This is a genomic window from Pseudomonas sp. BN411 (genome assembly GCF_029871235.1).
Classification (GTDB): Bacteria; Pseudomonadota; Gammaproteobacteria; order Pseudomonadales; family Pseudomonadaceae; genus Metapseudomonas.
This window is the reverse complement of the sequence record NZ_SSOM01000055.1, coordinates 57,551-82,064: the sequence shown is the minus strand read 5'-3', so window position 1 is coordinate 82,064 and position 24,514 is coordinate 57,551. Positions and strand designations below refer to the sequence as shown.

Below are 24,514 nucleotides of genomic sequence, written 5' to 3'. Positions count from 1 at the left end.
ATGACGCAGATCCAGTCCCAGTCTCTCCGCTACTCGGTCGATGGCGTGGCCTTCGAAGGCCGCCTGCTATTCGATGCCACCGACTCGGCGCCGCGTCCGGGTCTGCTGATGGCCCCCAACTGGTTCGGGGTCAGCGGTGGTGCCGAGGAGCTCGCCGGGAAGGTCGCCGGCCGGGGTTATCGCGTGTTGCTGACGGACGTGTATGGCACGACGGTGCGGCCGGGCAACCCGGCGGAGGCGAGTGCCGCCATGCTGCCGCTGAAGCAGGACCGCACGCTGTTGCGCCGTCGCCTACTGGCGGCCCTGGAAGCCTTGCGTGGCCAACAAGCGGCTCCCACTGATGCGGCCCGGCTGGCGGCTTTCGGTTTCTGCTTCGGCGGCACCTGCGCGCTGGAACTGGCGCGGGCCGGCGCACCGCTAAAGGCCGCGGTGTCCTTCCATGGCTCGCTGGATACGCCGGACCCCACTGACGCCCGCAATATCCAGGGAGCCGTGCTGGTGCTGGATGGCGCGCAGGACCCGTTGGTGCCCCGAGACCAGCTGCCGGCATTTGCCAGGGAGATGGGCGAGGCGGGTGTGGATTGGCAGCTGCTGAGCTACGGCGGTGCGGTGCATTCCTTTACCGACCCGGCGGCCAACAATCCGGGTACCGCGCAATACAACGGCAAGGTCTCGCGACGTGCCTTCGCAGCGATGTACACCCTGCTGGACGAAGTGTTCGCCTGAGCTTCACGCCGTTTGTCGGAGCGAATTCATTCGCGAATTTGGCCAGGGCTCGGTGCCATACCCTTTCGCGATTAAAATCGCCCCCACAGAAAAGCGCTCAATCACTCCCTACCCACAGTCCGTAGGTTGGCGCTCAGCGCCAACCTACGGCGGAACTAGGTCCCGCCTGGCGAATGAATTCGCCCCCACACCATCAGCGCGGCAATTCGATCCGGCTGGTTTCCCCCGGCACCACAGGCCAGTCGCCGGTTGCCCAGCGGCTGCGGGCCTGGTCGATCAGCTCCGGGCTGCTGGACACGAAATTCCAGTTCATCCGCCTCGGGCCGTCCAGCGGTGCGCCACCGATCATCACCAACTGGCAGCCGCTGCAGGCAGAAAGCACGAACTCCACGCCTTCCGGTAGCACCACCAGGCTGCGTGGTTCCAGCGGCTGGTCGTCCAGCAGTGCTTCACCTTCCAGCAGGTAGAGCGCCCGCTGCGGATGCTCGCAGGGGATGGTCAGGGTGGCACCAGCCTCCAGTTGCAGGTCGGCATAGAGGGTAGGGGAGAGCACCGGTACCGGGGATTCCAGGCAGAAGCCGTTGCCGGCGATCAGGCGGATGCGCACGCCGAGGGCGTCCTGGGTCGGCAGACTGGCGGCCGGGTGATGGCTGTAGCTGGGCTCGCAGTCTTCCAGTTCCTTCGGCAAGGCGAGCCAAACCTGCAGGCCATGGGCACGGGAACCGCTGGCCACAAGGTTGGCCGGGGTGCGCTCGACATGGGCGACGCCGCGTCCGGCGGTCATCCAACTGACGTCACCCGGCTTCACCAGTTGGTCCGAACCCAGGCTGTCCTTGTGCTGCAGTTCGCCCTCGAACAGGTAGGTGAGGGTGGAGAGGCCGATATGCGGATGCTGGCGCACGTCCATTCCCGCACCGGGGGCGTAGTCCGCCTCCAGCATGTGGTCGAAGAACACGAAGGGGCCGACACTTCGGCACTGGGCCGAGGGCAGCGGACGGAGAATCGGTTGCCCGGCGACCTCTTCGGCGCGCGGGCGGATGGTGAGAATGTTCATGCTCGGACTTCCTGCGCAGGTCACTGGCTGAAGTTGCCTTCGGCGAGGCGCGTTTCGATGCTCACTTCCACCTGGGTCATCAGCTTGTGCACCGGGCACTTGTCGGCGATGCGCAGCAGGGTGGCGCGTTGTTCGTCGCTGAGGGGGCCGCGCAGGGTCAGCTTCACGTCCAGGCGGTAGTGTCCCTTGCGTTCTTCGCTGTCGTCGCGGTTCACCTCGACGTCCACGCCGGTCAGCGGAATGCCGTTCTTCTGCGCGTAGTAGGTGACGGTCAGGGCCTTGCAGCTGCCCAGGGCGGCATCGAAGTAGTCATGGGGCTCCGGGTCCGCACCGGCACCGCCAAGGTCCGTCGGCAGGTCGGTGAACAGCGGTGCCTTGCCGTCCAGTTCGATGCGCTGGCGAGTGCCGGTGGCGGAATCACGGGTGAGACGGATAGTCATCGAGGGCCTCCTGGCCAGTGAGCGATTGAGTCCCGCTAGGCTAGCGCAAAGGCTGGCGACCGGGCAGCGGCTTGTGGTGTTGAACACAGCCATTGCGATGTCGGTCCAAGGTCACTCACCCATCCCGGAGGACGAGCCTTGTATCGACTGAAGACCAGTCTCGCCGCGCTCCTGCTGGTGCTGGCGATTCCCGGCGAAGCGCGCGATTACCGCTACAGCGACGCCCATTTGCATTACGTGGATTTCTTCCAGGAAAGCGACGGTATGCAGGCCCTGTTGCAAGCGATGGACAAGGGCGGCATCGACCATGTGATGATTTCCGGCATTCCGGTGGCCAAGAAGTGGCACGAGGACGAACCCAAGCGCCCGCGCTACTACGCCGGCGACGACGCCGATGCCTACTGGTACAGCGCCACCGACGTGCTGGTGGCCGCTGCGGTCAAGCAACTGCCGGACGAACAACGCAAGCGCTTCCATCCCTTTCTCAGCGGCTTCAATCCCAACGACAAGAACTCCGATGCCCATATCCGCCGCATGCTGGAGCTGGACCCGGGGCTCTGGCAGGGGATTGGCGAAGTCTTCACCCGCCACGACGACCTCACCGCCCTGATCGACGGCGACACGCCACGGGCCAACAACGAGGCCATGGGCCGCATCTATCACCTGGCCGCCGAATACGACCTGCCGGTGCTGCTGCACTCCAACATCACCTCCAAGCGCGAACGCAATCCGCTGTTCCTGCAGGAGGTGGAAGAACCGCTGCGCAACCATCCCCATGTGCGCTTCATTTGGGCCCACGCCGGCTCCAGCATGGAAATCCACCGCCACCAGACGAAGCTGGATTTCCTCCTGCCCACCCTGGAACGCCTGCTGGCGGACTACCCCAACCTCTACATCGACCTCTCCTGGAGCGTGCTGGAACCCTACCTGCTGGACGCCGACGGCAAACCGGATCGCCGCTGGCTGGCACTGGTGGAGCGCCATCCGGAGCGCTTCATGCTGGGCTCGGATGTAGTGGGTCGCTTCGATGGGCTGGGGGATTACCTGTCAGCCTACCGACCCTTCCTCGATGCCTTGCCGGAGCCGGTGGCGCGCCAGGTAGCGCGGGACAATTTCCTCGCCGTGCTGCCCCGAAAACAGGGGAATGCCGCAGCGCAGTGAGCCTGTCACGAGGTTGTCATGACCGCGTCATAACCTCGCGCCACCGCAAACAAGGAGCGCGACATGATCCCCTTTCGAATGACAGCACTCGTGGCCCTCGGCCTGGCTTCCGGCGTTGCCCTGGCTGACGTGCGCGTGGAAGGTCCGGTGGAATACGGCATCTTCGAATCCCAGTACCAGGACTACCAGCCGGGCGAGCGCGTGCTGACCCGCAGCAACCAGACGATCCAGCCGACCGACGAAATCCCGGCCAAGCTGGGCACCAAGTTCGGCATGCGCTACACCCTGGTCGGCAAGCAGGAAAAGGACACCCCGCTGACCCTGCTTTACCTCACCCCCGGCGTAGTCAGTCCGGACGGCAAGCGCCACGACAAGTTCGTCGTGGAGCAGAAGATGGCACCGGGTGCCCCCACCGACGTGATGGCCTTCGAGTTCACCGAGCACTACGAAGTGGTGCCGGGCGAGTGGCAATTCATGGTCTTCCAGGGCGACCGCCTGCTGGCCCGCCAGAGTTTCACCGTTCGCTGATCCCGCGTGCGTCGTAATGGCGCGCTATAGTCGCTGGGTCTGAAGCAGGCGCGAGGCGCGGGCCCATGGCCGAACAGATCAGCATCCTGGTGGTGGACGACGACGAGGCAATCCGCGAAATGCTGCTGGATTACCTCGGCGGCCAGGGTTATCAGGTCCAGGCCGTGGCCGACAGCGGCCAGCTGCGTGCGCGGCTGGCCGAGGCGCTGCCCGACCTGGTGCTGCTGGACGTGGGGCTGCCGGGCGAGGACGGCCTGAGCCTGGCGCGTTACCTGCGCGAACATCACGACCTGCCGGTGATCATGGTGTCCGGCGCCGGCACGCCGCTGGACCGTATCGTCGGCCTGGAAGTCGGGGCCGATGATTATCTGGCCAAACCCTTCGACCCGCGCGAGTTGCTGGCTCGGCTCAAGACCGTGCTGCGGCGCTATCGCCGCAATCCGGCACCAGCCGCCCAGCCTGTCGCGGACAACGACAGCCCTTGCCTGCAACTCGGTCTGTGCCGCCTCGACCTGCAGAGCCGCCAGCTGTTCGACGCCTCGGGCGAGGAAATTCCCCTGACCGCCATGGAGTTCGACCTGCTCCAGGCCTTCGCCCAGCGCCCCAACCGGCCGCTGTCCCGCGACCAGTTGCTGAACCTCACCCAGCACCGCGACTGGAATCCCTTCGACCGTTCCATCGACATCCGTATCGCCCGCCTGCGTCGCAAGCTGGAACAGGACCCGGACAAGCCGCAGATCATCCGCACCGTGCGTGGTGTGGGCTACATGTTCGTGCCGGGCTGAAGCGTAAGGCTGTAGGGGCGAATTCATCGATCTAGGAGCCTTGTAGGAGCTAGCTTGCTAGCGAAAAAGGGGCCATTCGCTGGCAAGCCAGCTCCTACGGGTTACAACACTAAATTCGCCCCACGTCAGCTCTTTGTTTCAATTGTTTCAATGGCCTCGGGGTTTCCCCGGGCCGGGGTGGGCTGTCTCTATACTCAGGCAAGTCCGCCAACCCCGGAGGGCCTTACGGTGAGCCAGCCCCTGACCAGCCGCTTTGCCATCAGCGCTGAAGAGCATCGCTTGCGGCAGATCGTCGACAGCAGCAGTGCGGTGATCTACGTGAAGGACCTCGACGGCCGCCTGGTGCTGGTCAACCGGGCCTTCGAGCGCTTGTTCAAGGTCCGCGCCGATCGGGTGCTGGGGCACACCGACCACGAGTTCTTTCCCCCGGAAATCGCCGACGTACTGCGCGCCAACGACCTGAGGGTGATCCAGCTCGGTCATGAACTGGAGTTCGAGGAGCAGGTGCCCATGGGCGGCAGCATCCGCACCTATCTGTCGAACAAGTTCCCGCTCTTCGATGGCGACGGCCGGGTCAGCGCCATCTGCGGCATCTCTACCGACATCAGTTCCCGCAAGAGCCTGGAAGAGGTGCTGCGCTTCGTGGCCCTGGGTGTGTCTGCCGCCACAGGAAACGAGGTGTTCGAGGCAATCGCCCGCTACATGGTGCGTTCGCTGAACGCCGATTTCGCCTTCGTCAGCCGCATCAGCGACGAAGGGCCGCAAAGCCTCACCACCCTGGCCCTCTACTACGGCGGGACGTTGCACGAGAACGCCACCTACTCCCTCAAAGGCACGCCCTGCGCCGAGGTGTTCGGACGCAGCTTCCACTTCGTGCCCCGCGACCTGCGCAGTTCCTACCCCACAGACGAGGTGCTGGCTGCCTTTGGCGTCGACAGCTACGCGGGCTACCCGCTGTTCGCCAGCGATGGCCGGCCGCTGGGCCTGATCGCCGCCGGCCGGCTGGGGCCGATGTCGGACCGCGACAAGGTGGAATCGGTGCTGCGCATCTTCTCGGTACGGGCAGCGGCGGAAATCGAGCGGCTGGAGGCGGAAGCCAGCTACCGGGCGATCTTCGATACCTCCGAGGACGCCATCTTCGTCCATGACATCGAGAGCGGCGCCCTGGTGGACGTCAACCCCAAGGCCTGCCGTGCCTACGGTTACAGCTACGAGGAAATGCTCAAGCTGGACATCGATGCCTTCAGCGCCGGCTACGCGCCCTATACCGGCAAGGAGGCGGCCGGCTACCTGGCGCGTGCGGCTGCCGGCCAGGTGCAGCGCTTCGAATGGCACCGGCGCAACCGTGACGGCAGCCTGCACTGGGACGAAGTGCTGCTCAAGCGTGTGGCCATCGGCGGCATCGACCGCATCCTCGGCATCACCCGCGAGATCACCCAGCGCAAGGAGGCCGAACAGGCCCTGCGCGCCAGCGAGATGCAGTACCGCGCCATCACCAATACCGCCCTGGATTGCTTCATCAGCATGGACGAGACCGGGCGGGTGCTGGCGTTCAACCCGGCCGCCGAGCAGTGCTTCGGTATCAGTCGCGAGCAGGCGCTGGGGCACTCGTTGCTCAAGCTGATCATCCCGCCGCGCTTCCGCGAGGCCTACGAGCACGCCTTGGAGCACTACCTGCAGACCGGTCACGGCGCCTTCCTCGGCAAACGCATGGAGGTGGTGGCGCAGCGTGCCGACGGCCGCGAATTCACCGCCGAACTGGCCCTGACCCAGGTGCCGGGGGATGAGGGGCCGCGTTTCATCTGCTACCTGCGCGACATCACCGAGCGCACCGAGGCCGAGGAGGAGCGCGCCCGCCTGGAGCAGCAACTGCGCCAGGCCCAGCGCATGGAGGCCATCGGGCATCTCACCGGGGGCATCGCCCACGACTTCAACAACCTGCTGACCAGCATGCTGGGCTACACCGTGATGGCCCAGGAACTGGCGGAGCAGGGCAGCGACGAGCGCCTGGGCAAGTACCTGTCGCGGGTGCAGCGTTCGGCGGAAAAGGCCCGCGACCTGATCCAGCAGATGCTCACCTTCAGCCGGGGCAGCCGTGGCAAGCCCCAGGTGGTCGCGCTGGATCTGTTGCTGGGGGATTTCATTCGCCTGGTGGAGTCCACCTTGCCGGCCACGGTGGAGCTGGAAGTACAACTCGACCACGACCTGCCACGGGTACTGGCCGATCCGGTGCAGCTGGAGCAGGTGCTGATGAACCTCTGCATCAATGCCCGCGATGCCATGGGCAGCGTCGGCCAGTTGCGGGTGAGCCTGGGCCAGCAGGAGCTGGAGGGCGTCTGCGCCTCCTGCCAGCAGCGGATCAAGGGCCGGTACGTGGCACTGACGGTCAGCGACAGCGGCCCGGGGATCGAGCCGGCGTTGCGGGCGCAGATCTTCGAGCCGTTCTTCTCCACCAAGGCCACGGGCCAGGGCAGCGGAATGGGGCTGTCCATGGTGCACGGCATCGTCCATGAGTACGGCGGCCATATTCACCTGGACAGCACGCCGGAGCAGGGCGCCACCTTCCGCGTGCTGATGCCGGCCCACAGCCCGGCGGCGAAGGGGGAGGAGGCCAGTGCGCCGATTGCCGCCCGGCCACCCCTGCGCTCGGCCCTGTGCGGCCGTGTTGCGGTAGTGGACGACGATGCCACGGTGGCCGAGTTCATGGGGGAACTGCTGGAGGGCTGGGGGCTGGAGCCGGGCATCTACTGCGATGCGGAGCAGGCCAGCCAGGCGCTCTGCGCCGATCCTTACGCCTGGGACTTCGTCATCCTCGACCAGAGCATGCCGCGCCTGTCCGGACTGCAACTGGCGCGGCGCCTGCTGGCGTCCCGTGCCGACCTGCCCATCGTGCTCTACACCGGCTTCAGCGACTCCCTGCTGGAGAGCGAAGTGCAGCAACAGGGCGTCAAGGCTCTGCTGACCAAGCCACTGGACCAGCAGCGCCTGCACCAACTGTTGCACGCTTGGCTGGAGAGCCCCAGGAGCGGATACAAAGTGGAAACAAACTGAGCGCTCTCAGCCATCGGGCTGATACAGGCCGGGGCGAAGCTGGTGTCCAAGGCGGAGCGGAGCGATCCCGCCGACCAGAACCCCCGGCAGGAGCGCATCATGTTCACCTACTTCAAGCGCATTTCGATCTTTTCCTATGGTCTGATCAGCTACCTGATCTTCTTCGCCACCTTCGTCTACTCCATCGGCTTCATCGCCAACTTGCCGTTCGCGCCACGAACCCTGGATGGCGAGCCGCGCCTGCCGTTCTGGACCGCCTTGGGAATCGACGTGTTGTTGCTGACCATCTTCGCCGTCCAGCACAGCCTGATGGCCCGGCCGGCCTTCAAGGCCTGGTGGACCCAGTGGGTATCGCCAGCGGCTGAGCGCAGCACCTACGTGCTGTTCTCCAGCCTGGCGCTGATCCTGCTGTACAGCTATTGGCAGCCGCTCGGCGGTGAAATCTGGAACATCGAGAACCGCTCCGGCCGTCTGGTAATGGGCGCGACCTTCGGATTCGGCTGGGCGCTGGTGTTCTACGCCACCCTGCTGATCAACCACTTCGACTTGTTCGGCGTGCGCCAGGTCTGGCTGAACCTGCTTGGCAAGCCCTACACCGAGCTGGAGTTCAAGACGCCGGGAGCCTACAAGCTGGTGCGCCACCCGCTCTACCTGGGATGGTTCCTGTGTTTCTGGGCCACCCCGACCATGAGTGCGACCCACCTGCTGTTCGCCGCGCTGACCAGCATCTACATCCTGGCCGCCATCCGGCTGGAAGAGCGCGACCTGCTGCGGGCGCATCCGGAGTACGCGGACTATCGGAACCAGGTGCCCATGTTGCTGCCGCGCATTGGCGGGCGGGATAAGGCGGCGGGCGACCGCGAAGCGGCCTGATCGCCGGGAACAGAGAAGGGCGCCTTGGTGGCGCCCTTTTTCATGTTTGGCGATGGAGGGCGGGGCTCGGAAGTCAGACCACGAAGCGCGCGATCATGCCGTTGAGCTCCACCGCCAGGCGCGACAACTCATGAGTGGCGGCGGAGGTCTGGTTGGCGCCGGCCGAGGTCTGCACCGAGATATCGCGGATGTTCACCAGGTTGCGGTCTACCTCGCGGGCCACCTGGGCCTGCTGCTCGGCGGCGGTAGCGATCACCAGGGTACGCTCGTTGATCTCGCCGGCCTGTCGGGCGATTTCCTGTAGGGCCTGGCCGGCGCTTTCCGCCAACTTGACCATATCCCTCGCATGGGTATCGCTCTGGTTCATGGCACTGACGGCTGCATCGGAGCCGGCCTGGATGGCGGCGATCATCTGTTCGATCTCGCGGGTCGACTCCTGGGTGCGGTGGGCGAGGGCGCGTACCTCATCGGCCACCACGGCGAAGCCGCGCCCCTGTTCACCTGCACGGGCCGCCTCGATGGCGGCATTGAGGGCCAGCAGGTTGGTCTGCTCGGCGATGGAACGGATTACGTCCAGCACAGTGGCGATGCCCTGGGCCTGCTCGGCGAGGTCCGCCACCATGTGCGTGGAACGGGTGACTTCCTCGCCCATGCCGCGAATGGCCTGGACGGTTTCCTCCACCTGTTCGCGGCCGCTGAGCGCGACGCCTTCCGACGTGGTGGCGGCCTCGGAAGCGGAGGCGGCATTGCGCGCCACTTCCTCCACCGCCGCGCTCATCTGGTTGACCGCTGTCGCGGCCATCTCGATCTCGTCGTGTTGACGGTTCAGCGAGCGGTTGCCTTCCTCGGTCACCGCATTGAGCTCTTCCGCTGCCGAGGCGAGCTGGGTGGCGGAATGGCCGATCTGTTCGATGGTGTCGCGCAGGTACTGTCGCATGGACTGCAGTGCCTGCATCAGCCGGGCGGGTTCGTCGCGGCCGGTGCTGTCCAGCTCACCGGTGAGATCGCCGCCGGCTACCCGTTCTGCGGTGCGCATGGCTTCGCGGATAGGGCCGACGATGCTCTGGGTCAGCAGCCAGGCGATGGCGATGCTGGCCAGGACCGCCAGCAGCATGACCAGCACGACGGAGCGGGTGGCATCGCTCACCACTTCGTCGCCGAGGCGGCTGGATTCCCGCGCCTGGCTTTGGTCGAGGTCGATCAATGCGGCGAGGCTACGTGACAGGGTTTCGTAGCGCTGGTACTGCTCGCCACGAATCAGCGCGTAGGCGCGTTCGGTGTCGTTCTGGCGCGACAGCTGCAGCAGGGCCTCGTGGCTGTTCATGTAGTCGCGGCTGGCGCTGAGTACTTCCTCGAACAACTGCTTCTCCTCCGGCAGCTGCAGCAATGGCTGGTAGGCCTTTTCCACCGTTGCAAGCTCGGCGAGCAGCTTGTCCATGCGTTGCTCCTGGGCATTCATGGTGTCGCTGTCCTGGGCCAGAACGTGGTTCATCTCGCTGAGGCGGAAAGTGGCCATGAGCAGAGCCATCTGGCCGGAGGCCTCGACGCTGGGGAGCCAGATTTCGCTGATCTCGGTGGAGGCCTCGTTGATGGCCTCCATGCGGTTGTGGGCGAAACCACCGAGGCCGACCAGCATCAGGGTGATGATGGCGAAGCCGATGGCGGCGCGGTAGGCGATGGGCAATTGGCGAAGGAACATGGGTCTACTCCGATCCGGGACGAAAAGGGTGTTGCTGGTCCCTGTAGCGGAGGAGGGCGGCGCTTCTTGATAGCGGAACAGACGGTTCGGAAAGGTCCTACAGATCTAATGGAATTAGTTGAGGCGCCATAAACGACAACGCCCGTATCCGGGGGGATACGGGCGTTGTGGATACCGCCGGGTTTGGGATCAGCCGTTGAAGCGGCGCAGTACCAGGGTGGCGTTGGTGCCGCCGAAGCCGAAGCTGTTGGACATGACGGTGTCGATCTTGGCGTCTTCGCGGGTCTCGCGCAGGATCGGCAGATCGGCCACTTCCGGGTCCAGTTCGTCGATGTTGGCCGAACCAGCCATGAACTTGCCTTCCATCATCAGCAGGCAGTAGATGGCTTCCTGCACGCCTGCGGCGCCCAGGGAGTGACCGGACAGGCTCTTGGTGGAGCTGATGGCCGGGGCTTTTTCGCCGAACACGGCGCGCACGCCGCGGATTTCCGCCACGTCGCCCACCGGGGTGGAGGTGCCGTGGGTGTTCAGGTAGTCGATCGGGGTGTCGACGGTGGCCAGCGCCTGCTGCATGCAGCGGATGGCGCCTTCGCCGCTCGGGGCGACCATGTCGTAGCCGTCGGAAGTCGCGCCGTAGCCGACGATCTCTGCGTAGATCTTGGCGCCACGCTTGAGGGCGTGTTCCAGCTCTTCGACAACCACCATGCCACCGCCGCCGGCGATGACGAAACCGTCACGCTTGGCGTCGTACGCGCGGGAGGCGCGCTCAGGGGTTTCGTTGTACTGGGTGGACAGGGCGCCCATGGCGTCGAACAGGCAGCTCTGGCTCCAATGCTCTTCTTCACCGCCGCCGGCGAAGACCATGTCCTGCTTGCCCAGCTGGATCTGCTCCATGGCCTGGCCGATGCAGTGCGCGCTGGTGGCGCAGGCCGAGGAGATGGAGAAGTTCACACCCTTGATCTGGAAGGGGGTGGCCAGGCACGCGGAAACGGTGCTGCCCATGGTGCGGGTCACGCGGTATGGGCCGATGCGCTTGACGCCCTTCTCGCGCAGGGTGTCGATGGCTTCCATCTGGTTGACGGTGGAAGCGCCACCGGAGCCGGCGATCAGGCCCACGCGCGGGTTGGAGATCTGCTCGGCGCTCAGGCCGGCGTCTTCGATAGCCTGCTGCATGGCCAGGTAGGCATAGGCAGCGGCATCACCCATGAAGCGGAAGAGCTTGCGGTCGATCAGCTCTTCCAGGTTCAGGTTGACCGAGCCGGACACCTGGCTGCGCAGACCCATCTCGGCATAGGACGGGTTGTGGCGAATACCGGCCTTGCCGGCGCGCAGGTTGGCGGAAACAGTGGCTTTGTCATTGCCCAGGCACGAAACGATGCCCAGGCCAGTGATCACGACGCGACGCATGCGGATGTCCTTCAGAAACTGTCGGTAGAGGTGAACAGGCCGACGCGCAGGCCTTCGGCGCTGTAGATCTCGCGGCCGTCGACGGCAACGGTGCCATCGGCGATACCGAGGATCAGCGAACGATTAATAGTGCGCTTGATGTGGATGGTGTAGGTGATCTTTTTCGCGGACGGCAGGATCTGGCCGAAGAATTTGACTTCGCCGGAGCCGAGGGCGCGGCCACGGCCGGGGTTGCCCTGCCAGCCGAGGAAGAAACCGACCAGCTGCCACATGGCGTCGAGGCCAAGGCAGCCGGGCATGACCGGGTCGCCTTCGAAGTGGCAGGCGAAGAACCACAGGTCAGGGTTGATATCGAGCTCGGCGACGATCTCGCCTTTGCCGTACTTCCCGCCGGTTTCGCTGATATGCACGATGCGGTCGATCATCAGCATGTTGGGGGCGGGCAGTTGCGCATTACCAGGGCCGAACAGCTCGCCGCGACTGCAGCGCAGCAGGTCTTCCCGGGTATAGGCGTTTTGTTTGGTCATGCGAGCTCCTCAATGGTCCCCGTCTGGCACAGGGCGTTGCATTCATCCTTCTGCCGTGGCCGTTGTAGGGGGCGTCATGCGGCAGACTAGTCATAGACTGTTGCGTTGCGGTGAAAGTCACAGAATGCCGAGCACAGTCGTTCACCTGATGTGACCACAGCCCGTCGCAAGGGGCTGCCGGGGGACCTCCCGCGCGCAAAGCGTCTCGCACTTTAACATTCCCGGACACTCGACGAATGTCTGGAAACGGCACCAGTCGTTTCAGTCCGACGGCTTGCTCAACCAGCGCTGCATGACCCGCAGCAGGTCAGCCCGTTTGAAGGGTTTGGCCAGGTAGTCGTTCATTCCCGCGGCCAGACAGGCCTCGCGGTCGCCCTGCAGGGCATTGGCGGTCAGGGCGATAATCGGCAGCGTGGCGCCGCCATTCATCTGGCGAATCTGGCGCGTGGCTTCGTAACCGTCGAGAACCGGCAGGCGGCAGTCCATGAGGATGGCCGAATAGTGATGGCGTGAGGCCTGATGCACCGCCTGGGCGCCGTCGCCCACCAGGCTCACCTGGTAGCCCAGGCTGCGCAGCATGGCCTCGATCACGGTCTGGTTCACCGGATTGTCCTCCACCAGCAGCACGTGCTGGCCGGTACCCGCGCCATGCCCATGGGCCTGGTCGCCCAGCGTTTCCGAGCTCTGGGGACGGAACGGCAGGGGAATCTCCAGGGTGAAGATCGAGCCCGAACCTTCATGGCTCTCGGCACGCAGGGTGCCGCCCATGCGTTCGGCCAGGGTGCGGGCGATGGGCAGCCCGAGGCCGGTGCCGCCGTAACGGCGGGAAATCGAGTGATCGGCCTGCTGGAAGGCGTCGAACATATGTTCCAGTCGGTCCGGCGGGATGCCGATGCCGCTGTCATGTACCGCGCACGTGAGCCAGAGCACTTCGCTGTCCAGCGCCTGCCAGCGGGTTTGCACCTTGATGCCGCCTTCTTCGGTGAACTTCAGGGCATTGCCCACCAGATTGACCAGGATTTGCCGCAGGCGCGTCGGGTCGCCGTGCACCTCGACCCGCTCCAGGCCTTCCTGGGTGTCCAGGCTCAGGGCCAGCCCGCGCTGCTGGGCGCTGTGCTGGAACACCTGTACCGAGCCGAGGATCAGGTCCAGCAGGTTGAAGGGGATGCGCTCCAGCTCCAGCGCGCCACGCTCGATGCGGGAGAAATCGAGAATGTCGTTGATCACCTTCAGCAGGTGCTCGGTGGATTCCGTGGCCAGTGCCGCGTATTCGGCCTGTTCATCGGTCATCTCGGTGGTTTCGAGCAGCTGCAGCATGCCCAGGACGCCGTTCATGGGGGTGCGCAGTTCGTGGCTCATCATTGCCAGGAAGTCGGATTTGGCGCGGTTCGCCATTTCCGCTTCCTCGCGCGCCTTGATCAGCTGGCCCATCGCCTGCTGCTGCTCCTGGCTGGCCTGTTCGAGGCCGCCGGCGAGGTTGTTGATGTGGCGGCTGAGGTCGCCCAATTCGCTGTCATCTACCACGGGCAAGCTGGCGTTGTAGTTGCCATCCTGGATGGCCTTGACCGCATCGCCCATGGCGCTGATGGGCTGCGACAGGCGGGTGGCCAGACGGCGGGCGAGGAGGAAGGTGAGGAGCAGCGCAATCAGGGCCAGCACTGTGGCCTTGAGGAGGATTTCCTGCTGGCGGCTGCTGAAGGCGTCGTTGGACATGCCGACCACGACGCGGCCCAGGTAGTTGCTATCGCTGCTGCGGCCGTCGACCCTGGCGTGGGTGCGTTGGGCCTGCAGGTGGAGCTGCTGCTGGATGATGGGCGCGTGGAAGACCTCCACTTGGGTGCCGCTCTTTTCCAGGCTTTCCTGCTGTTCCAGGTAAACGAGGATGTTGTCGGCGCGGTCGCGTACTTCCAGGAAGCGCACGTGGGGTGTGCCCAGGCTGGCCTGGAGCAGGCCCTCCAGGACTTCCAGGTTGCCGGTGACCACGCCGTATTCCGCCGCCGGGGCAAGTTGACTGGCGATCAACTGGCCGGTGTGGTTCAGCTCCTGGCGCAGGTCCTGCAAACGGGCGAAGGTGAAGAAACCGGTGAGCAACAGGGTCAGTAATAGTGCCGGACCGAGGCTGATGAGCTGGGTACGGGTATGGATGTCCCAGCGGCGCCGCAAGGTCATGGGTGCGCCGCTCCTTGAGCTGCGGGAGGTGTCGGGCGTCGGGGGGCGGGTGGGCACATCTTCCTATTGCCTCGGTGCAGGGTCGTCCGTGGAGCGGTTCTATGCTGGAACTTTAGTCCCGTTGCGCCCCGGTGCTCGGGGAAATTTTGCTGCGTTGAGGTTGCCAGGGAACCAAGTGGCGCTCTCGACGCCGCAAAACTGCGGCATCTTAACCGAGGATGAGGGCTTTTCCAGCGCAAAGGCCCCGGATAGAGGCTGGCTGGCCAGCGGCGCCTCCGTATAATGCGCGGATTCGCCATTCCTATGGCCTACATGGACCCGTTATGACTGAACAGCAACCCGTTGCGGTGCTCGGCGGCGGCAGCTTCGGCACCGCTATCGCCAACCTGCTGGCCGAGAATGGCCAGCGTGTGCGCCACTGGATGCGCGACCCGGAACAGGCCGAGGCGATCCGTACCCAGCGCGAGAACCCGCGCTATCTCAAGGGTGTGACGATCCTTCCCGGCGTGGAACCGGATACCGACCTGTCCGGCGTGCTCGCCGACTGCGAGCTGGTGTTCGTGGCCTTGCCGTCCAGCGCACTGCGCAAGGTGCTGGAGCCGGTGGCCGGGCAACTGGCGGGCAAGCTGCTGGTCAGCACCACCAAGGGCATCGAGGCGCAGAGCTTCAAGCTGATGAGTCAGATTCTTGAAGAAGTGGCCCCGGATGCCCGTATCGGCGTGATCTCCGGCCCCAACCTGGCCAAGGAAATCGCCGACCACGCGCTGACCGCCACTGTGGTCGCCAGTGAGGACGCCGAACTCTGCAAGCGTGTGCAGTCCGCCCTGCACGGGCGCACCTTCCGCGTCTACGCCAGCCAGGATCGCTTCGGGGTCGAGCTGGGCGGCGCCTTGAAGAACGTCTACGCCATCATCGCTGGCATGGCCGCCGCGCTGGACATGGGTGAGAACACCAAGAGCATGCTGATCACCCGCGCCCTGGCGGAAATGACCCGCTTCGCGGTCAAGCTCGGCGCCAACCCCATGACGTTCCTCGGCCTGGCCGGCGTGGGCGACCTCATCGTCACCTGCTCCTCGCCCAAGAGCCGCAACTACCAGGTGGGCTACGCGCTGGGCGAAGGTCTGTCGCTGGAAGACGCCGTGGCGCGATTGGGGGAGGTGGCCGAAGGCGTCAACACCCTCAAGGTGCTCAAGACCCGTGCCGAGGAGCTGCAGGTCTACATGCCGCTGGTCGCGGGTCTGCATGCCATCCTTTTCGAGGGGCGTACGCTGGCTCAGGTGATCGAGTTGCTGATGCGCGGCGAGCCCAAGACCGACGTAGACTTCATTCCAACCACCGGTTTCTGATTCACCCTTTCGGACAAGGAGATCCCCCATGAGCGAAGAGCGCGAAGACCTGCAGCGCGAACACATCCTGCTGCGCGTCCTGTGGATGCTCATTTTCGTCATCGTCTGGCAGTTGGCCGAGATCGTCCTCGGCGCCGTGGTGCTGCTGCAACTCGGCTACCGCGCGTTCTACGGCGCGCCCAACAGCGGCCTGCTGTCCTTCGGCGACAGTCTCAGCCAGTACCTGGCGCAGATCGGCCGCTTCGGCACCTTCAACACCGAAGAGAAGCCCTGGCCCTTCGCCGATTGGCCCGAGGCCAGCGCCCCCCAGGGCGAAGCCGCACACGAAGTGCCGCCGGCCGCCCACCCGGTGCGTGACGAAGAGCCCAAGCTATGAGGCTCTGGCTGCTGCGCCACGGTGAGGCCGAGCCCCGCGCCGCTACCGATGCGCAGCGCGAGCTGACCCGTCACGGCCGCAAGGATGTACTGCAGACCGCAGCCGTGCTTGCCGGCCGACCGCTGGGGGCGATTCTCGCCAGCCCGTACGTGCGGGCGCAGCAGACTGCTGAACTGGTTCGTGATGCCCTGGGCTTCAACGCCGCTGTTGGGACAGTCCCCTGGCTGACCCCCGACAGCGACCCGCGGGAAGCCCTCGACTTCCTCGCCGAGCGCGGTGAACAGGACCTCTTGCTGGTCACCCACAACCCCTTCGTCAGCGACCTCGCGGGCTTCCTCATTCACGGCCATCGCCAGGAACCTGTGCCCATGGGCACGGCCAGCCTGGCCGAGCTGGAAGGCGATCTGCTGGTGCCCGGGCTGATGTCCCTGCGCACCGTGCATCACGTTCGCCGTCACTGACGAATCGCAACATTTCTTAACTTGCGCCTCCTCCGGGTGCGTGGAATAGTCGCCCAAGCAAGTGCTTGGTTGTCCCCCACAAAAAGAACAAAGGAGGAGGCCCTGTGGCTGATGCAGTCCGTTTGCCGCTTGAAGTGTTTTTTGAGCGTGAAGCCCGTCACCCGAACAAGCGCTACCTGGTCCAGCCGCTAGGCGGTGGAAGGATCGAGGAGCTGACCTGGGGTGAAGTAGGCGAGCAGGCCCGCCGGGCCGCCAGTTGGCTGCGAGGGCGCGACCTGCCCCAGGGCAGCCGCATCGCAATCATCTCCAAGAACTGCGCCCACTGGATCATCGCCGACCTCGCCATCTGGATGGCCGGCCACGTTTCCGTTCCCCTGTATCCCAACCTCACCGCCGAATCGGTCCAGCAGGTGCTGGCGCATTCCGAATCGGCGCTGGCCTTCATCGGCAAGCTCGACGATTGGCCGGCGATGGCGAGCGGCGTGCCCGAAGGCGTTTCAACCATCGCGCTGCCGATCCACCCGGCTGGCGAGTTCAACTTCAGTTGGACCGACCTGCAGGCCGTCAACCCGATCCAGGACAGCCCCCGCAGCGCCCCGGATCAACTCGCCACCATCATCTATACCTCCGGTACCACCGGCACTCCCAAGGGCGTGATGCACAACTTCAGCAACTTCGCTTTCGCCGCCACCCACGGCATGGACATGTTCCAGACCGGCGAGGAAGACCGCCTGCTGTCCTACCTGCCGCTGTGCCATGTAGCCGAGCGCATGTTCGTTGAAATGGGTTCGCTCTACGCCGGGCAGACGGTGTTCTTCGCCGAAAGCCTGGAAACCTTCCTCGACGACCTGCGCCGTGCCCGGCCGACGGCCATCTTCGGCGTGCCGCGGATCTGGACCAAGTTCCAGATGGGCGTCTACTCGAAGATGCCGGCGCAGAAGCTCGACCGCATGCTCAGGCTGCCCATCATCGGCCGCATCGTCGGTCGCAAGGTGCTTGCCGGCCTCGGCCTGGATGCCGTGCGCAACGCCCTGTGTGGCGCGGCGCCGGTACCCGGGGCACTGTTGGACTGGTACAAGCGCCTCGGCCTGGAAGTGCTGGAGGTCTACGGCATGACCGAGAACTGCGGCTATTCCCATCTGTGCCGCAAGGGCGAAGTGATGCCCGGCTGGATCGGCCGCAACAGTCCCGGCGTGGAAGTCCGCATCAGCGAGGAGGGGGAAGTGCTGGTCCGCAGTGGCGCCACCATGCAGGGCTACTACAAGGACTCGGCAAAGACCGCCGAAACCATCACGGTGGACGGCTACCTGCGCACCGGCGACAAGGGCGAGCAGGACGCCAAGGGCAACCTGCACCTGACCGGTCGCATCAAGGAAATCTTCAAGACCAGCAAGGGCAAGTACGTGGCTCCCGCGCCCATCGAGAATCGCCTGGCCGTGCATCCGCGCATCGAACAGGTGTGCGTGGTGGGCGACGGCCTGCCGCAGCCGATGGCCCTTTGCGTGCTGTCTGAAGTGGGGCGGCAGGAAGCGGCGAACGGAGCCCGCTCCGATCTGGAAATCAGCCTGCGCAGCCTGCTGGAAGAGGTCAATGGCGACCTCGACAAGCATGAGCGTCTGCAGGGGCTGGTGCTGGTCAAGGACGTCTGGGCCGTGGACAACGGCTTCCTCACCCCGACGCTGAAGATCAAGCGCAACATCGTCGAAGATGCCTACGGCAAGCGCTTCCCCGAATGGCTCGAACGCCAGGAAGCAGTCGTCTGGCACGATTGAATCCGCCTGGCCGGGACTCCGCGTCCCGGCTTCCCACAAGGAGTGACCCCATGGGCCTGTGGAATCAAACCCCTGATCTTGCACAACTCAACGAATCCCTGAAAAACACCATCGGCGAAGGCCTGGACATCCGCTTCGAGGCCTACGACGACGAATCCCTGACCGCCAGCATGGTGGTCGACCCGCGCACCCACCAACCCTACGGCCTGCTTCACGGCGGCGCGTCGGTAGTGCTGGCGGAAACCCTGGGTTCTACCGCCAGCTACCTGTGCATCGACACCAGCCGCTTTTACTGCGTTGGCCTGGAAGTCAACGCCAACCACCTGCGCGGCCTGCGCAGCGGTCGTGTTACAGCGGTCGCCCGGCCGGTGCACCTGGGGCGCACCACCCACGTGTGGGACATCCGCCTGGCCGGGGAGGACGGCAAGTCGAGCTGCATCTCCCGTCTGACCATGGCCATCGTCCCATTGGGTGCCGAGCCTCCACGGGCGTAGGGTGGGCTTCAGCCCACCATCGGAGGTCAGCGTGGGCTGAAGCCCACCCTACAAGGAAGTCGTCCGTACACACCCGTAGGATGGGTGGAGCGAAGCGATACCCATCAGCCAACCCTGCAATTTTGTCCAAGAACCCGGCGCTACCCGGGAGTAAAGTGGCGCCCATGGACCAGACTCATCACATCCCCAGCTGCCTGCCCGGCGTTCGCCTGATCGACGCCCAGCACCAGCGCTTCAGCTTCCCCCGACACTTCCACCTGGAGTACCACCTGGGGTTGGTTGTGCGTGGCCGGCAGCGTTATCTGCACCAGGGTGAAAGCCACCAGGCAGACACCGGGGATGTGCTGTTGATGGCGCCGGAGCAGATCCACGATGGCGCTGGCGTCGATGGCCAGGGTTACCAGATCCGCGTGCTGGCCTTTGATCCGCATTGGCTGGACGAAGCCAGCCGCACCCTCAGCGACGACCGCCAGGGTGCGCCGCGCCTGACCACCAGCATCCTTCGCGACGCTGGGCTGCGCAGCCAGCTGCAGGGCCTGCACGGCGCGCTGATCGAGGGCTCGCGGCTGGAGCAGGAGAGCCTGCTGTGGCCGGCCCTGGCCAACCTGCTGGGGCAGGGCTCCACCTTGCGAGTCCGGGAGCCGGAGCAGGGTTTCGACGGGCGTACCTGGGCGCGGCTGCGGGAGTGGCTCGAATCGCGGCTGGACTCGCCACCCTCCCTGGAGGAACTGGCTGCGTTCTGCGGCCTCAGTCCCTGGCAGGCGTTGCGGCGCTTCAATCGCCAGTGCGGGCTGCCACCCCACCAGTGGCTGACCCAGTTGCGCCTGGAACGTGCCCTGCCACGGGTGCTGCGCGGCGAGAACCTGAGTGAAGTGGCCTTGGACCTGGGCTTCTACGACCAGGCGCATTTCTCGCGACTGTTCCGTCGTACCTACGGCCTGCCGCCGGCGAAGCTGCGCAGCCGCTGACCCGCCCAGACCGCTGAACTCCCCCTACATCCTGGAGAACTTCCATGCAGGAGACTTCCGTCTTGCTGTCGTTGGCGGCCGTGTTCGCCATCGCCCTGGTCAGCCCCGGCCCCGACGTGGCACTGGTGGTCCGCACCGCCGTACACCAGGGGCGCCGCGCCGGCTTGCTCAGTGCCCTGGGCCTCGCCTGCGGCATCCTCATCCACGGCACCCTGGTGCTGACGGGGGTGGCCTTGCTGGTCAGCCGTTCGCCCATTCTCTTCGACCTGTTGCAACTGCTGGGAGCGAGCTACCTCGGCTGGCTCGGCGTCGGTGCCGTGCGCAGCTGGTTCCGGCGTGGACGGGGCCAAGGTGGAGCCCTGAGTGGTGAGCTGCCGTCTTCCAGCCTGGGGCCCTGGTTGCGCGGCCTGGCCACCAACCTGTTCAACCCGAAGGCGCTGGTGTTCTTCCTCGCGCTGCTGACAGGACTGATCCCGGCGGATATGTCCGCTGCCGGCAAGTTCGGTGCCGCCGCGATCCTCTTCGGCATGGGCCTGGCCTGGTTCAGCCTGCTGGGACTGGTGCTCACCCGTGCCAGCAACCAGCAGCGCCTGCTGCGTGCGGCCCCGGCCATCGACCTGGCGTGCGGACTGGTGTTCCTGCTGGTGGCTCTGGGGCTGGTGGGGCGGCTGCTGGCACCGGGCTTTTGGCAATAGCGCCATCATCACTGGCGGTTACAGTCATTGCCGTGCTTGCGGGGCTGCCGGAGAATCTCCGGCATTCCCCGACGAGCTGGACGCCATGTCGCACACCATCTTCTTCGCCCATGCCAACGGATTCCCTTCGGGCACCTACGGCAAGTTGTTCTCCGCCCTGGCGCCGGACTTCCGCGTCGAGCACCTGGAGCAGCATGGCCACGACCCGCGCTTCCCGGTGAACGACAACTGGGAAAACCTGGTGGACGAACTCATCCACCACCTGCAAGAACGCGGTGAGCCGGTGTGGGGGCTGGGACACTCCCTCGGCGGCGTGCTGCATTACCACGCCGCATTGCGCCGCCCCGACCTCTATCGCGGCGTGGTGATGCTGGACTCGCCTGTGCTGACCCTGGCCGACCGCATCGTCATCCGCGCCGCCAAGCGCTTCGGCTTCATCGACCGCATCACTCCCGCTGGCCGCACCCTCGGCCGACGCGAAGAGTTCGGCGATTTCAGCGAGGCCCGCGACTATTTCGCCGGCAAGACCCTGTTCCGCCGCTTCGACCCCGAGTGCCTGGACGCGTACGTCCGGCACGGCCTGGCGCGTCAGGGCGAATCCCTGCGGCTGAAGTTCGACGCCGCCACTGAAATCAGCATCTACCGCAGCGTGCCCCATCGCATTCCGGGCAAGCCGCAGCAACTCAAGGTGCCCCTGGCACTGGTGCGTGGGCGCCACAGCAGGGTGGTGCTGCCGCACCATGCGCGGCTGGTGAAGCGGGTGCCGCAAGGGGAGTACCTGTCATTGCCCGGCGGGCACATGTTCCCTCTGGAACGCCCGCAGGAAACCGCCGAATTGCTCAAATCCGTATTTGGCCGCTGGGACGGCCGCCACCAGGAGGCCAGTGCATGACTGCCCAGGTCCAGGAAATCCGCCTCAACCTGCCTCATATCGAACTGGCCGCGCACCTCTACGGCCCCGAAGACGGCCAGCCGGTGATCGCCCTGCACGGCTGGCTGGACAACGCCAACAGCTTCTCCCGTCTGGCACCGCGCCTGCCGGGGCTGCGCATCGTCGCCCTGGACTTCGCCGGTCACGGGTTGTCCGCCCACCGCGCGCCGGGCGCCAGTTACCTGCTGTGGGACTACGCCGCCGATGTACTGCTGGTGGCCGAACAATTGGGTTGGGACCGTTTCTCCCTGCTTGGCCACTCCATGGGCGCCATCGTCTCGGTGATGCTGGCCGGTGCCATGCCGGAGCGGGTCGAGCGCCTGGCCCTGATCGACGGCCTGATGCCCTACACCGGCGAAGCTGAGCAGGCCCCGGCCAAGCTGGGCGAGGCGCTGCGCGCGCAGCTCGCCCTGGCCGGCAAGCGCAAACCGGTCTACGCGGCCATCGATCGTGCCGTCGAGGCGCGAATGCATGGCACTGGTGGGGTCAGCCGCGAGGCTGCCGAACTGCTCGCCGAACGTGGCCTGATGCCGGTGTCCGGCGGCTACACCTGGCGCACTGACAGCCGCCTGACGCTGCCGTCACCACTGCGCCTCACCCGCGCCCATGCCCTGGCTTTTGCCCAGGCCGTGAAGTGCCCGGCCATGCTGGTCTTGGCCGAGCAGGGCCTGCTGCACACCGAGCCCAGGTTCGCCGGGCTGGTGGAAGGGCTGGCGATAGACGTGCGCCGCCTGCCCGGCAAACATCACCTGCACCTGGACGACGAGGCCGGTGCCCAGGCCGTAGCAGACTGTTTCAATCCCTTCTTCGCCGTTCCTTGACTTGCACCCGCCAACCGGGAAGGCTGGCGGCTTTTGGTCAGGGAACAGCAGGATGGTCGACCTGTTCGACGCCGTTGCGCAGGGGGCGCCTTCGGTGGGGAGCGGCAGGAAAAGACCGGAAAGCTGGTCCAGACTGCTCACTCCAGGACATATCGTTAAGGATGCGCATGCGCCTCACCCTTCTTGCCGGCCTGCTGCTGGCAGCATCCGCCCAGGCATCCGACCTGCCTGACAGCCACGACCTGGCGGCGCTGCCGCGCTTCCCCCATGCGGAGATCACTGATTTCCGCGAGAGCCCGGACCAGGAACGGGTCTACCCGCAGAGCGCCATCCGCCGCATCAGCAACCAACTGCGCATGGAGCGCAAGGTCGACGCCGAAGGCCGGCAGACCTCGGTGACCTACCGCCTGCCCACCGACCACAGCTCGAATGAAGCCTTCGACCGCGCCCGCAAGGACCTGCTGGAAAGCGGCGCCGAGCTGCTCTATTGGTGCCAGGGGCGCGACTGCGGCTCCAGCAACCTCTGGGCCAATGCCGTCTTCGGCAACTCCAAGCTGTTTGGCCCGGACGAACAGCAGGCCTACCTCCTGCTGCGCCTGGCCGAACCCCGTCAGGACAGCCTCCTGGCCCTCTACAGCATCACCCGCGGCAACCGCAGGGCCTACCTGCACGCCGAGCAGCTCGATGCCAATGCGCCCCTGGGCGAACTGCTGCCCACCCCCGACACCCTGATGCGTGAACTCAAGAGCAGCGGCGAGTTGCACCTGGCGCGCCTGCCCGACCAGCCTTCAGAGGCCTGGGCGACCCTGCTGGGACGCTGCCTGAACCTCGACAGCACCCTGCGCATCAGCCTGGCCGGAGCGGGTGCCGAAGCCTGGCGCGAAGCGCTGGTGGGGCAGGGTGTGCGCGCTGCACGACTGGAACTGGGCGAGGGCAGGGAGCCCGGCCTGCACCTGAACCTGCTGCGCTGAGAAACCCTCGACAGCAGTCTCTATGCTTGTGACTGCCACGCGCACATCGCGTGATGGCAGGTACGGCCCTTTCTTTCTGATCGCCGGAGTGACCCTGGGATGCTCAACAACGACCGACTACTGGTGCAGATCCTCCTGCTCGCCTTGCTCGGTGCCAGCCTCTGGGTGCTTGCGCCCTTCGTCTCGGCGCTGTTCTGGGCCGCGGTGCTGGCGTTTGCCAGTTGGCCGCTGATGCGTCTGCTCAGCAGTGCGCTGAAAGGACGCGAATCTGCTGCCGCCGCTCTGCTCACCGCAGGCTGGATGCTGCTGGTGGCGTTGCCGCTGGCGTGGCTGCTGGGCAACCTGGCTGAGCATGTACGCGACGCCACCGAGCTGGCGAAGAACGTCCAGATGGAGGGCCTGCCGCCACCGCCGGAGTGGCTGCATCAGATACCGTTGCTGGGTGAGCGACTGGTGCGTGCCTGGCATTCCATCGACGCCCAGGGTGCAGCCTTCTTCGCCAGCCTCAAGCCCTACATGGGGCAGGCCGGCAATTGGGTATTGGCGCGTACCGCGCAGATCGGCGGCGGGATGGTCGAGTTGGTGCTCAGCCTGGTGCTGGTGTTCTTCTTCTATCGCGATGGTCCACGCATGGCACTGTTCGTTGAAAAGGCGCTGGAGCGCCTGATCGGCGACCGCGCCGAGCATTACCTGGGGCTGGTGGCCGGCACCGTGCAACGGGTGGTCAACGGCGTGATCGGCACCGCTGCCGCACAAGGTCTGCTCGGCCTCATCGGCTTCTGGATCGCTGGTGTGCCCGGCGCCCTGGTGCTAGGCATCGTCACCTTCGCCCTCAGCCTGATCCCCATGGGGCCGCCGCTGGTCTGGGTGCCCGCAACGGCCTGGCTGGCCTGGCACGGTGACTACGGCTACGCGGTGTTCCTCGGCATCTGGGGCATGTTCGTCATCAGCGGCGTGGACAACGTGCTCAAGCCCTACCTCATCAGCCGCGGCGGCAACCTGCCGCTGGTAGTCGTGCTGCTGGGCGTGTTCGGCGGCATCCTCGCCTTCGGCTTCATGGGCCTGTTCCTCGGCCCGACCCTGCTGGCGGTGGCCTACAGCCTGATCTCCGACTGGATCGGCCACGCTCAGCCGCAGCTGGTGGTTCCGCCTGAGGTCAAGGACCAGGAAAACCGACCATCCTGAGCTTGCCGCTGGGGAGGAACTACACCCGTGCGGGAAACCCATCCGGGATAGCAGGATGAAGCCGATCCCGGAAT

Annotated in this window: 23 protein-coding genes; 17 read left to right on the top strand and 6 right to left on the bottom strand. The window is 65.6% G+C overall.

The window, feature by feature from the left end; all coding sequences use genetic code 11:
• Window positions 1-726 (top strand): dienelactone hydrolase family protein, encoded by a 726-nt coding sequence (locus E8F06_RS08380; protein ID WP_280366069.1) that lies wholly within the window; start codon window positions 1-3, stop codon window positions 724-726.
• Window positions 727-919: 193 nt separating this feature from the next.
• On the opposite strand, the gene E8F06_RS08375 is transcribed toward E8F06_RS08380, so the two are convergent.
• Both E8F06_RS08375 and E8F06_RS08370 read right to left on the bottom strand, forming a co-directional pair.
• A complete protein-coding gene (locus E8F06_RS08375) occupies window positions 920-1,780 on the bottom strand; it encodes a pirin family protein (protein ID WP_280366067.1) in 861 nt (286 codons plus the stop codon).
• Between the two features lie 20 nt (window positions 1,781-1,800).
• Window positions 1,801-2,220: an OsmC family protein gene (locus tag E8F06_RS08370; RefSeq protein WP_280366064.1), complete on the bottom strand. Its 420-nt coding sequence runs from the start codon at window positions 2,218-2,220 to the stop codon at window positions 1,801-1,803.
• 138 nt (window positions 2,221-2,358) lie between these two features.
• Here E8F06_RS08370 and E8F06_RS08365 point away from each other — a divergent pair, with 138 nt between their 5' ends.
• The 5 genes from E8F06_RS08365 to mddA all read left to right on the top strand — a co-directional run bounded on the left by E8F06_RS08365 (window position 2,359) and on the right by mddA (window position 8,618).
• Window positions 2,359-3,381 (top strand): amidohydrolase family protein, encoded by a 1,023-nt coding sequence (locus tag E8F06_RS08365; protein ID WP_280366061.1) that lies wholly within the window; start codon window positions 2,359-2,361, stop codon window positions 3,379-3,381.
• Between the two features lie 63 nt (window positions 3,382-3,444).
• The gene (locus tag E8F06_RS08360) at window positions 3,445-3,909 is read left to right on the top strand and encodes a DUF3859 domain-containing protein (protein ID WP_271470449.1); all 465 of its coding nucleotides are present in this window, start codon (window positions 3,445-3,447) and stop codon (window positions 3,907-3,909) included.
• Window positions 3,910-3,974: 65 nt separating this feature from the next.
• A complete protein-coding gene (locus E8F06_RS08355) occupies window positions 3,975-4,694 on the top strand; it encodes a response regulator (RefSeq protein WP_280366057.1) in 720 nt (239 codons plus the stop codon).
• 228 nt (window positions 4,695-4,922) lie between these two features.
• Entirely contained in the window at window positions 4,923-7,745 is a 2,823-nt protein-coding gene (locus tag E8F06_RS08350) for a PAS domain S-box protein (protein ID WP_280366055.1), read from the top strand.
• A 99-nt stretch (window positions 7,746-7,844) separates the two neighbouring features.
• On the top strand, window positions 7,845-8,618 hold the full coding sequence (mddA, locus tag E8F06_RS08345) for a methanethiol S-methyltransferase (RefSeq protein WP_280366053.1): 774 nt from the start codon (window positions 7,845-7,847) through the stop codon (window positions 8,616-8,618).
• Window positions 8,619-8,691: 73 nt separating this feature from the next.
• Here the strand turns inward: mddA and E8F06_RS08340 are convergent, their stop codons facing one another.
• The 4 genes from E8F06_RS08340 to E8F06_RS08325 form a co-directional block, all read right to left on the bottom strand.
• Complete coding sequence (locus tag E8F06_RS08340) at window positions 8,692-10,317, bottom strand: methyl-accepting chemotaxis protein (protein WP_280366051.1); 1,626 nt, start codon at window positions 10,315-10,317, stop codon at window positions 8,692-8,694.
• Window positions 10,318-10,506: 189 nt separating this feature from the next.
• A complete protein-coding gene (gene fabB, locus E8F06_RS08335; RefSeq protein ID WP_280366049.1) occupies window positions 10,507-11,724 on the bottom strand; it encodes a beta-ketoacyl-ACP synthase I in 1,218 nt (405 codons plus the stop codon).
• Between the two features lie 11 nt (window positions 11,725-11,735).
• Complete coding sequence (gene fabA, locus E8F06_RS08330) at window positions 11,736-12,251, bottom strand: 3-hydroxyacyl-[acyl-carrier-protein] dehydratase FabA (protein WP_280366047.1); 516 nt, start codon at window positions 12,249-12,251, stop codon at window positions 11,736-11,738.
• 261 nt (window positions 12,252-12,512) lie between these two features.
• Window positions 12,513-14,420: an ATP-binding protein gene (locus E8F06_RS08325; RefSeq protein ID WP_280366045.1), complete on the bottom strand. Its 1,908-nt coding sequence runs from the start codon at window positions 14,418-14,420 to the stop codon at window positions 12,513-12,515.
• 323 nt (window positions 14,421-14,743) lie between these two features.
• On the opposite strand from E8F06_RS08325, the gene E8F06_RS08320 reads away from it, so the two are divergent.
• The 11 genes from E8F06_RS08320 to E8F06_RS08270 all read left to right on the top strand — a co-directional run bounded on the left by E8F06_RS08320 (window position 14,744) and on the right by E8F06_RS08270 (window position 24,440).
• On the top strand, window positions 14,744-15,766 hold the full coding sequence (locus E8F06_RS08320) for an NAD(P)H-dependent glycerol-3-phosphate dehydrogenase (protein ID WP_190828335.1): 1,023 nt from the start codon (window positions 14,744-14,746) through the stop codon (window positions 15,764-15,766).
• Between the two features lie 28 nt (window positions 15,767-15,794).
• Complete coding sequence (locus E8F06_RS08315; protein ID WP_280366042.1) at window positions 15,795-16,142, top strand: DUF4389 domain-containing protein; 348 nt, start codon at window positions 15,795-15,797, stop codon at window positions 16,140-16,142.
• Entirely contained in the window at window positions 16,139-16,603 is a 465-nt protein-coding gene (sixA, locus tag E8F06_RS08310; RefSeq protein WP_190828332.1) for a phosphohistidine phosphatase SixA, read from the top strand. Before E8F06_RS08315 ends, sixA begins: the two co-directional genes overlap by 4 nt.
• A gap of 104 nt (window positions 16,604-16,707) precedes the next feature.
• Window positions 16,708-18,375 carry an AMP-binding protein gene (locus E8F06_RS08305; RefSeq protein WP_280366038.1) on the top strand — a complete coding sequence of 556 codons (1,668 nt, stop codon included), beginning with the start codon at window positions 16,708-16,710 and terminating at the stop codon, window positions 18,373-18,375.
• Between the two features lie 50 nt (window positions 18,376-18,425).
• The gene (locus E8F06_RS08300; RefSeq protein WP_280366035.1) at window positions 18,426-18,869 is read left to right on the top strand and encodes a hotdog fold thioesterase; all 444 of its coding nucleotides are present in this window, start codon (window positions 18,426-18,428) and stop codon (window positions 18,867-18,869) included.
• A gap of 164 nt (window positions 18,870-19,033) precedes the next feature.
• Complete coding sequence (locus E8F06_RS08295; RefSeq protein ID WP_280366033.1) at window positions 19,034-19,837, top strand: AraC family transcriptional regulator; 804 nt, start codon at window positions 19,034-19,036, stop codon at window positions 19,835-19,837.
• 44 nt (window positions 19,838-19,881) lie between these two features.
• Window positions 19,882-20,532 carry a LysE family translocator gene (locus tag E8F06_RS08290; RefSeq protein WP_280366031.1) on the top strand — a complete coding sequence of 217 codons (651 nt, stop codon included), beginning with the start codon at window positions 19,882-19,884 and terminating at the stop codon, window positions 20,530-20,532.
• A gap of 85 nt (window positions 20,533-20,617) precedes the next feature.
• Window positions 20,618-21,424 carry an alpha/beta hydrolase gene (locus E8F06_RS08285; protein WP_280366030.1) on the top strand — a complete coding sequence of 269 codons (807 nt, stop codon included), beginning with the start codon at window positions 20,618-20,620 and terminating at the stop codon, window positions 21,422-21,424.
• Complete coding sequence (locus E8F06_RS08280) at window positions 21,421-22,284, top strand: alpha/beta fold hydrolase (protein ID WP_280366028.1); 864 nt, start codon at window positions 21,421-21,423, stop codon at window positions 22,282-22,284. Before E8F06_RS08285 ends, E8F06_RS08280 begins: the two co-directional genes overlap by 4 nt.
• Before the next feature lie 167 nt (window positions 22,285-22,451).
• The gene (locus tag E8F06_RS08275; RefSeq protein WP_280366026.1) at window positions 22,452-23,255 is read left to right on the top strand and encodes a DUF4892 domain-containing protein; all 804 of its coding nucleotides are present in this window, start codon (window positions 22,452-22,454) and stop codon (window positions 23,253-23,255) included.
• Between the two features lie 99 nt (window positions 23,256-23,354).
• Window positions 23,355-24,440 (top strand): AI-2E family transporter, encoded by a 1,086-nt coding sequence (locus E8F06_RS08270; protein ID WP_280366023.1) that lies wholly within the window; start codon window positions 23,355-23,357, stop codon window positions 24,438-24,440.
• The last annotated feature ends 74 nt before the right edge of the window (window positions 24,441-24,514 follow it).

What these genes read in the sequence shown, in the direction of transcription:
- E8F06_RS08355 (WP_280366057.1), top strand. Translation starts at nt 3,975, where the DNA reads ATGGCCGAACAGATCAGCATCCTGGTGGTGGACGACGACGAGGCAATC.
- E8F06_RS08280 (WP_280366028.1), top strand. Translation starts at nt 21,421, where the DNA reads ATGACTGCCCAGGTCCAGGAAATCCGCCTCAACCTGCCTCATATCGAA.
- E8F06_RS08290 (WP_280366031.1), top strand. Translation starts at nt 19,882, where the DNA reads ATGCAGGAGACTTCCGTCTTGCTGTCGTTGGCGGCCGTGTTCGCCATC.
- fabA (WP_280366047.1), bottom strand. Translation starts at nt 12,251, where the DNA reads ATGACCAAACAAAACGCCTATACCCGGGAAGACCTGCTGCGCTGCAGT.
- E8F06_RS08370 (WP_280366064.1), bottom strand. Translation starts at nt 2,220, where the DNA reads ATGACTATCCGTCTCACCCGTGATTCCGCCACCGGCACTCGCCAGCGC.
- E8F06_RS08360 (WP_271470449.1), top strand. Translation starts at nt 3,445, where the DNA reads ATGATCCCCTTTCGAATGACAGCACTCGTGGCCCTCGGCCTGGCTTCC.
- E8F06_RS08320 (WP_190828335.1), top strand. Translation starts at nt 14,744, where the DNA reads ATGACTGAACAGCAACCCGTTGCGGTGCTCGGCGGCGGCAGCTTCGGC.
- E8F06_RS08270 (WP_280366023.1), top strand. Translation starts at nt 23,355, where the DNA reads ATGCTCAACAACGACCGACTACTGGTGCAGATCCTCCTGCTCGCCTTG.
- mddA (WP_280366053.1), top strand. Translation starts at nt 7,845, where the DNA reads ATGTTCACCTACTTCAAGCGCATTTCGATCTTTTCCTATGGTCTGATC.
- sixA (WP_190828332.1), top strand. Translation starts at nt 16,139, where the DNA reads ATGAGGCTCTGGCTGCTGCGCCACGGTGAGGCCGAGCCCCGCGCCGCT.
- fabB (WP_280366049.1), bottom strand. Translation starts at nt 11,724, where the DNA reads ATGCGTCGCGTCGTGATCACTGGCCTGGGCATCGTTTCGTGCCTGGGC.
- E8F06_RS08315 (WP_280366042.1), top strand. Translation starts at nt 15,795, where the DNA reads ATGAGCGAAGAGCGCGAAGACCTGCAGCGCGAACACATCCTGCTGCGC.
- E8F06_RS08295 (WP_280366033.1), top strand. Translation starts at nt 19,034, where the DNA reads ATGGACCAGACTCATCACATCCCCAGCTGCCTGCCCGGCGTTCGCCTG.
- E8F06_RS08275 (WP_280366026.1), top strand. Translation starts at nt 22,452, where the DNA reads ATGCGCCTCACCCTTCTTGCCGGCCTGCTGCTGGCAGCATCCGCCCAG.
- E8F06_RS08285 (WP_280366030.1), top strand. Translation starts at nt 20,618, where the DNA reads ATGTCGCACACCATCTTCTTCGCCCATGCCAACGGATTCCCTTCGGGC.
- E8F06_RS08300 (WP_280366035.1), top strand. Translation starts at nt 18,426, where the DNA reads ATGGGCCTGTGGAATCAAACCCCTGATCTTGCACAACTCAACGAATCC.
- E8F06_RS08380 (WP_280366069.1), top strand. Translation starts at nt 1, where the DNA reads ATGACGCAGATCCAGTCCCAGTCTCTCCGCTACTCGGTCGATGGCGTG.
- E8F06_RS08325 (WP_280366045.1), bottom strand. Translation starts at nt 14,420, where the DNA reads ATGACCTTGCGGCGCCGCTGGGACATCCATACCCGTACCCAGCTCATC.
- E8F06_RS08340 (WP_280366051.1), bottom strand. Translation starts at nt 10,317, where the DNA reads ATGTTCCTTCGCCAATTGCCCATCGCCTACCGCGCCGCCATCGGCTTC.
- E8F06_RS08375 (WP_280366067.1), bottom strand. Translation starts at nt 1,780, where the DNA reads ATGAACATTCTCACCATCCGCCCGCGCGCCGAAGAGGTCGCCGGGCAA.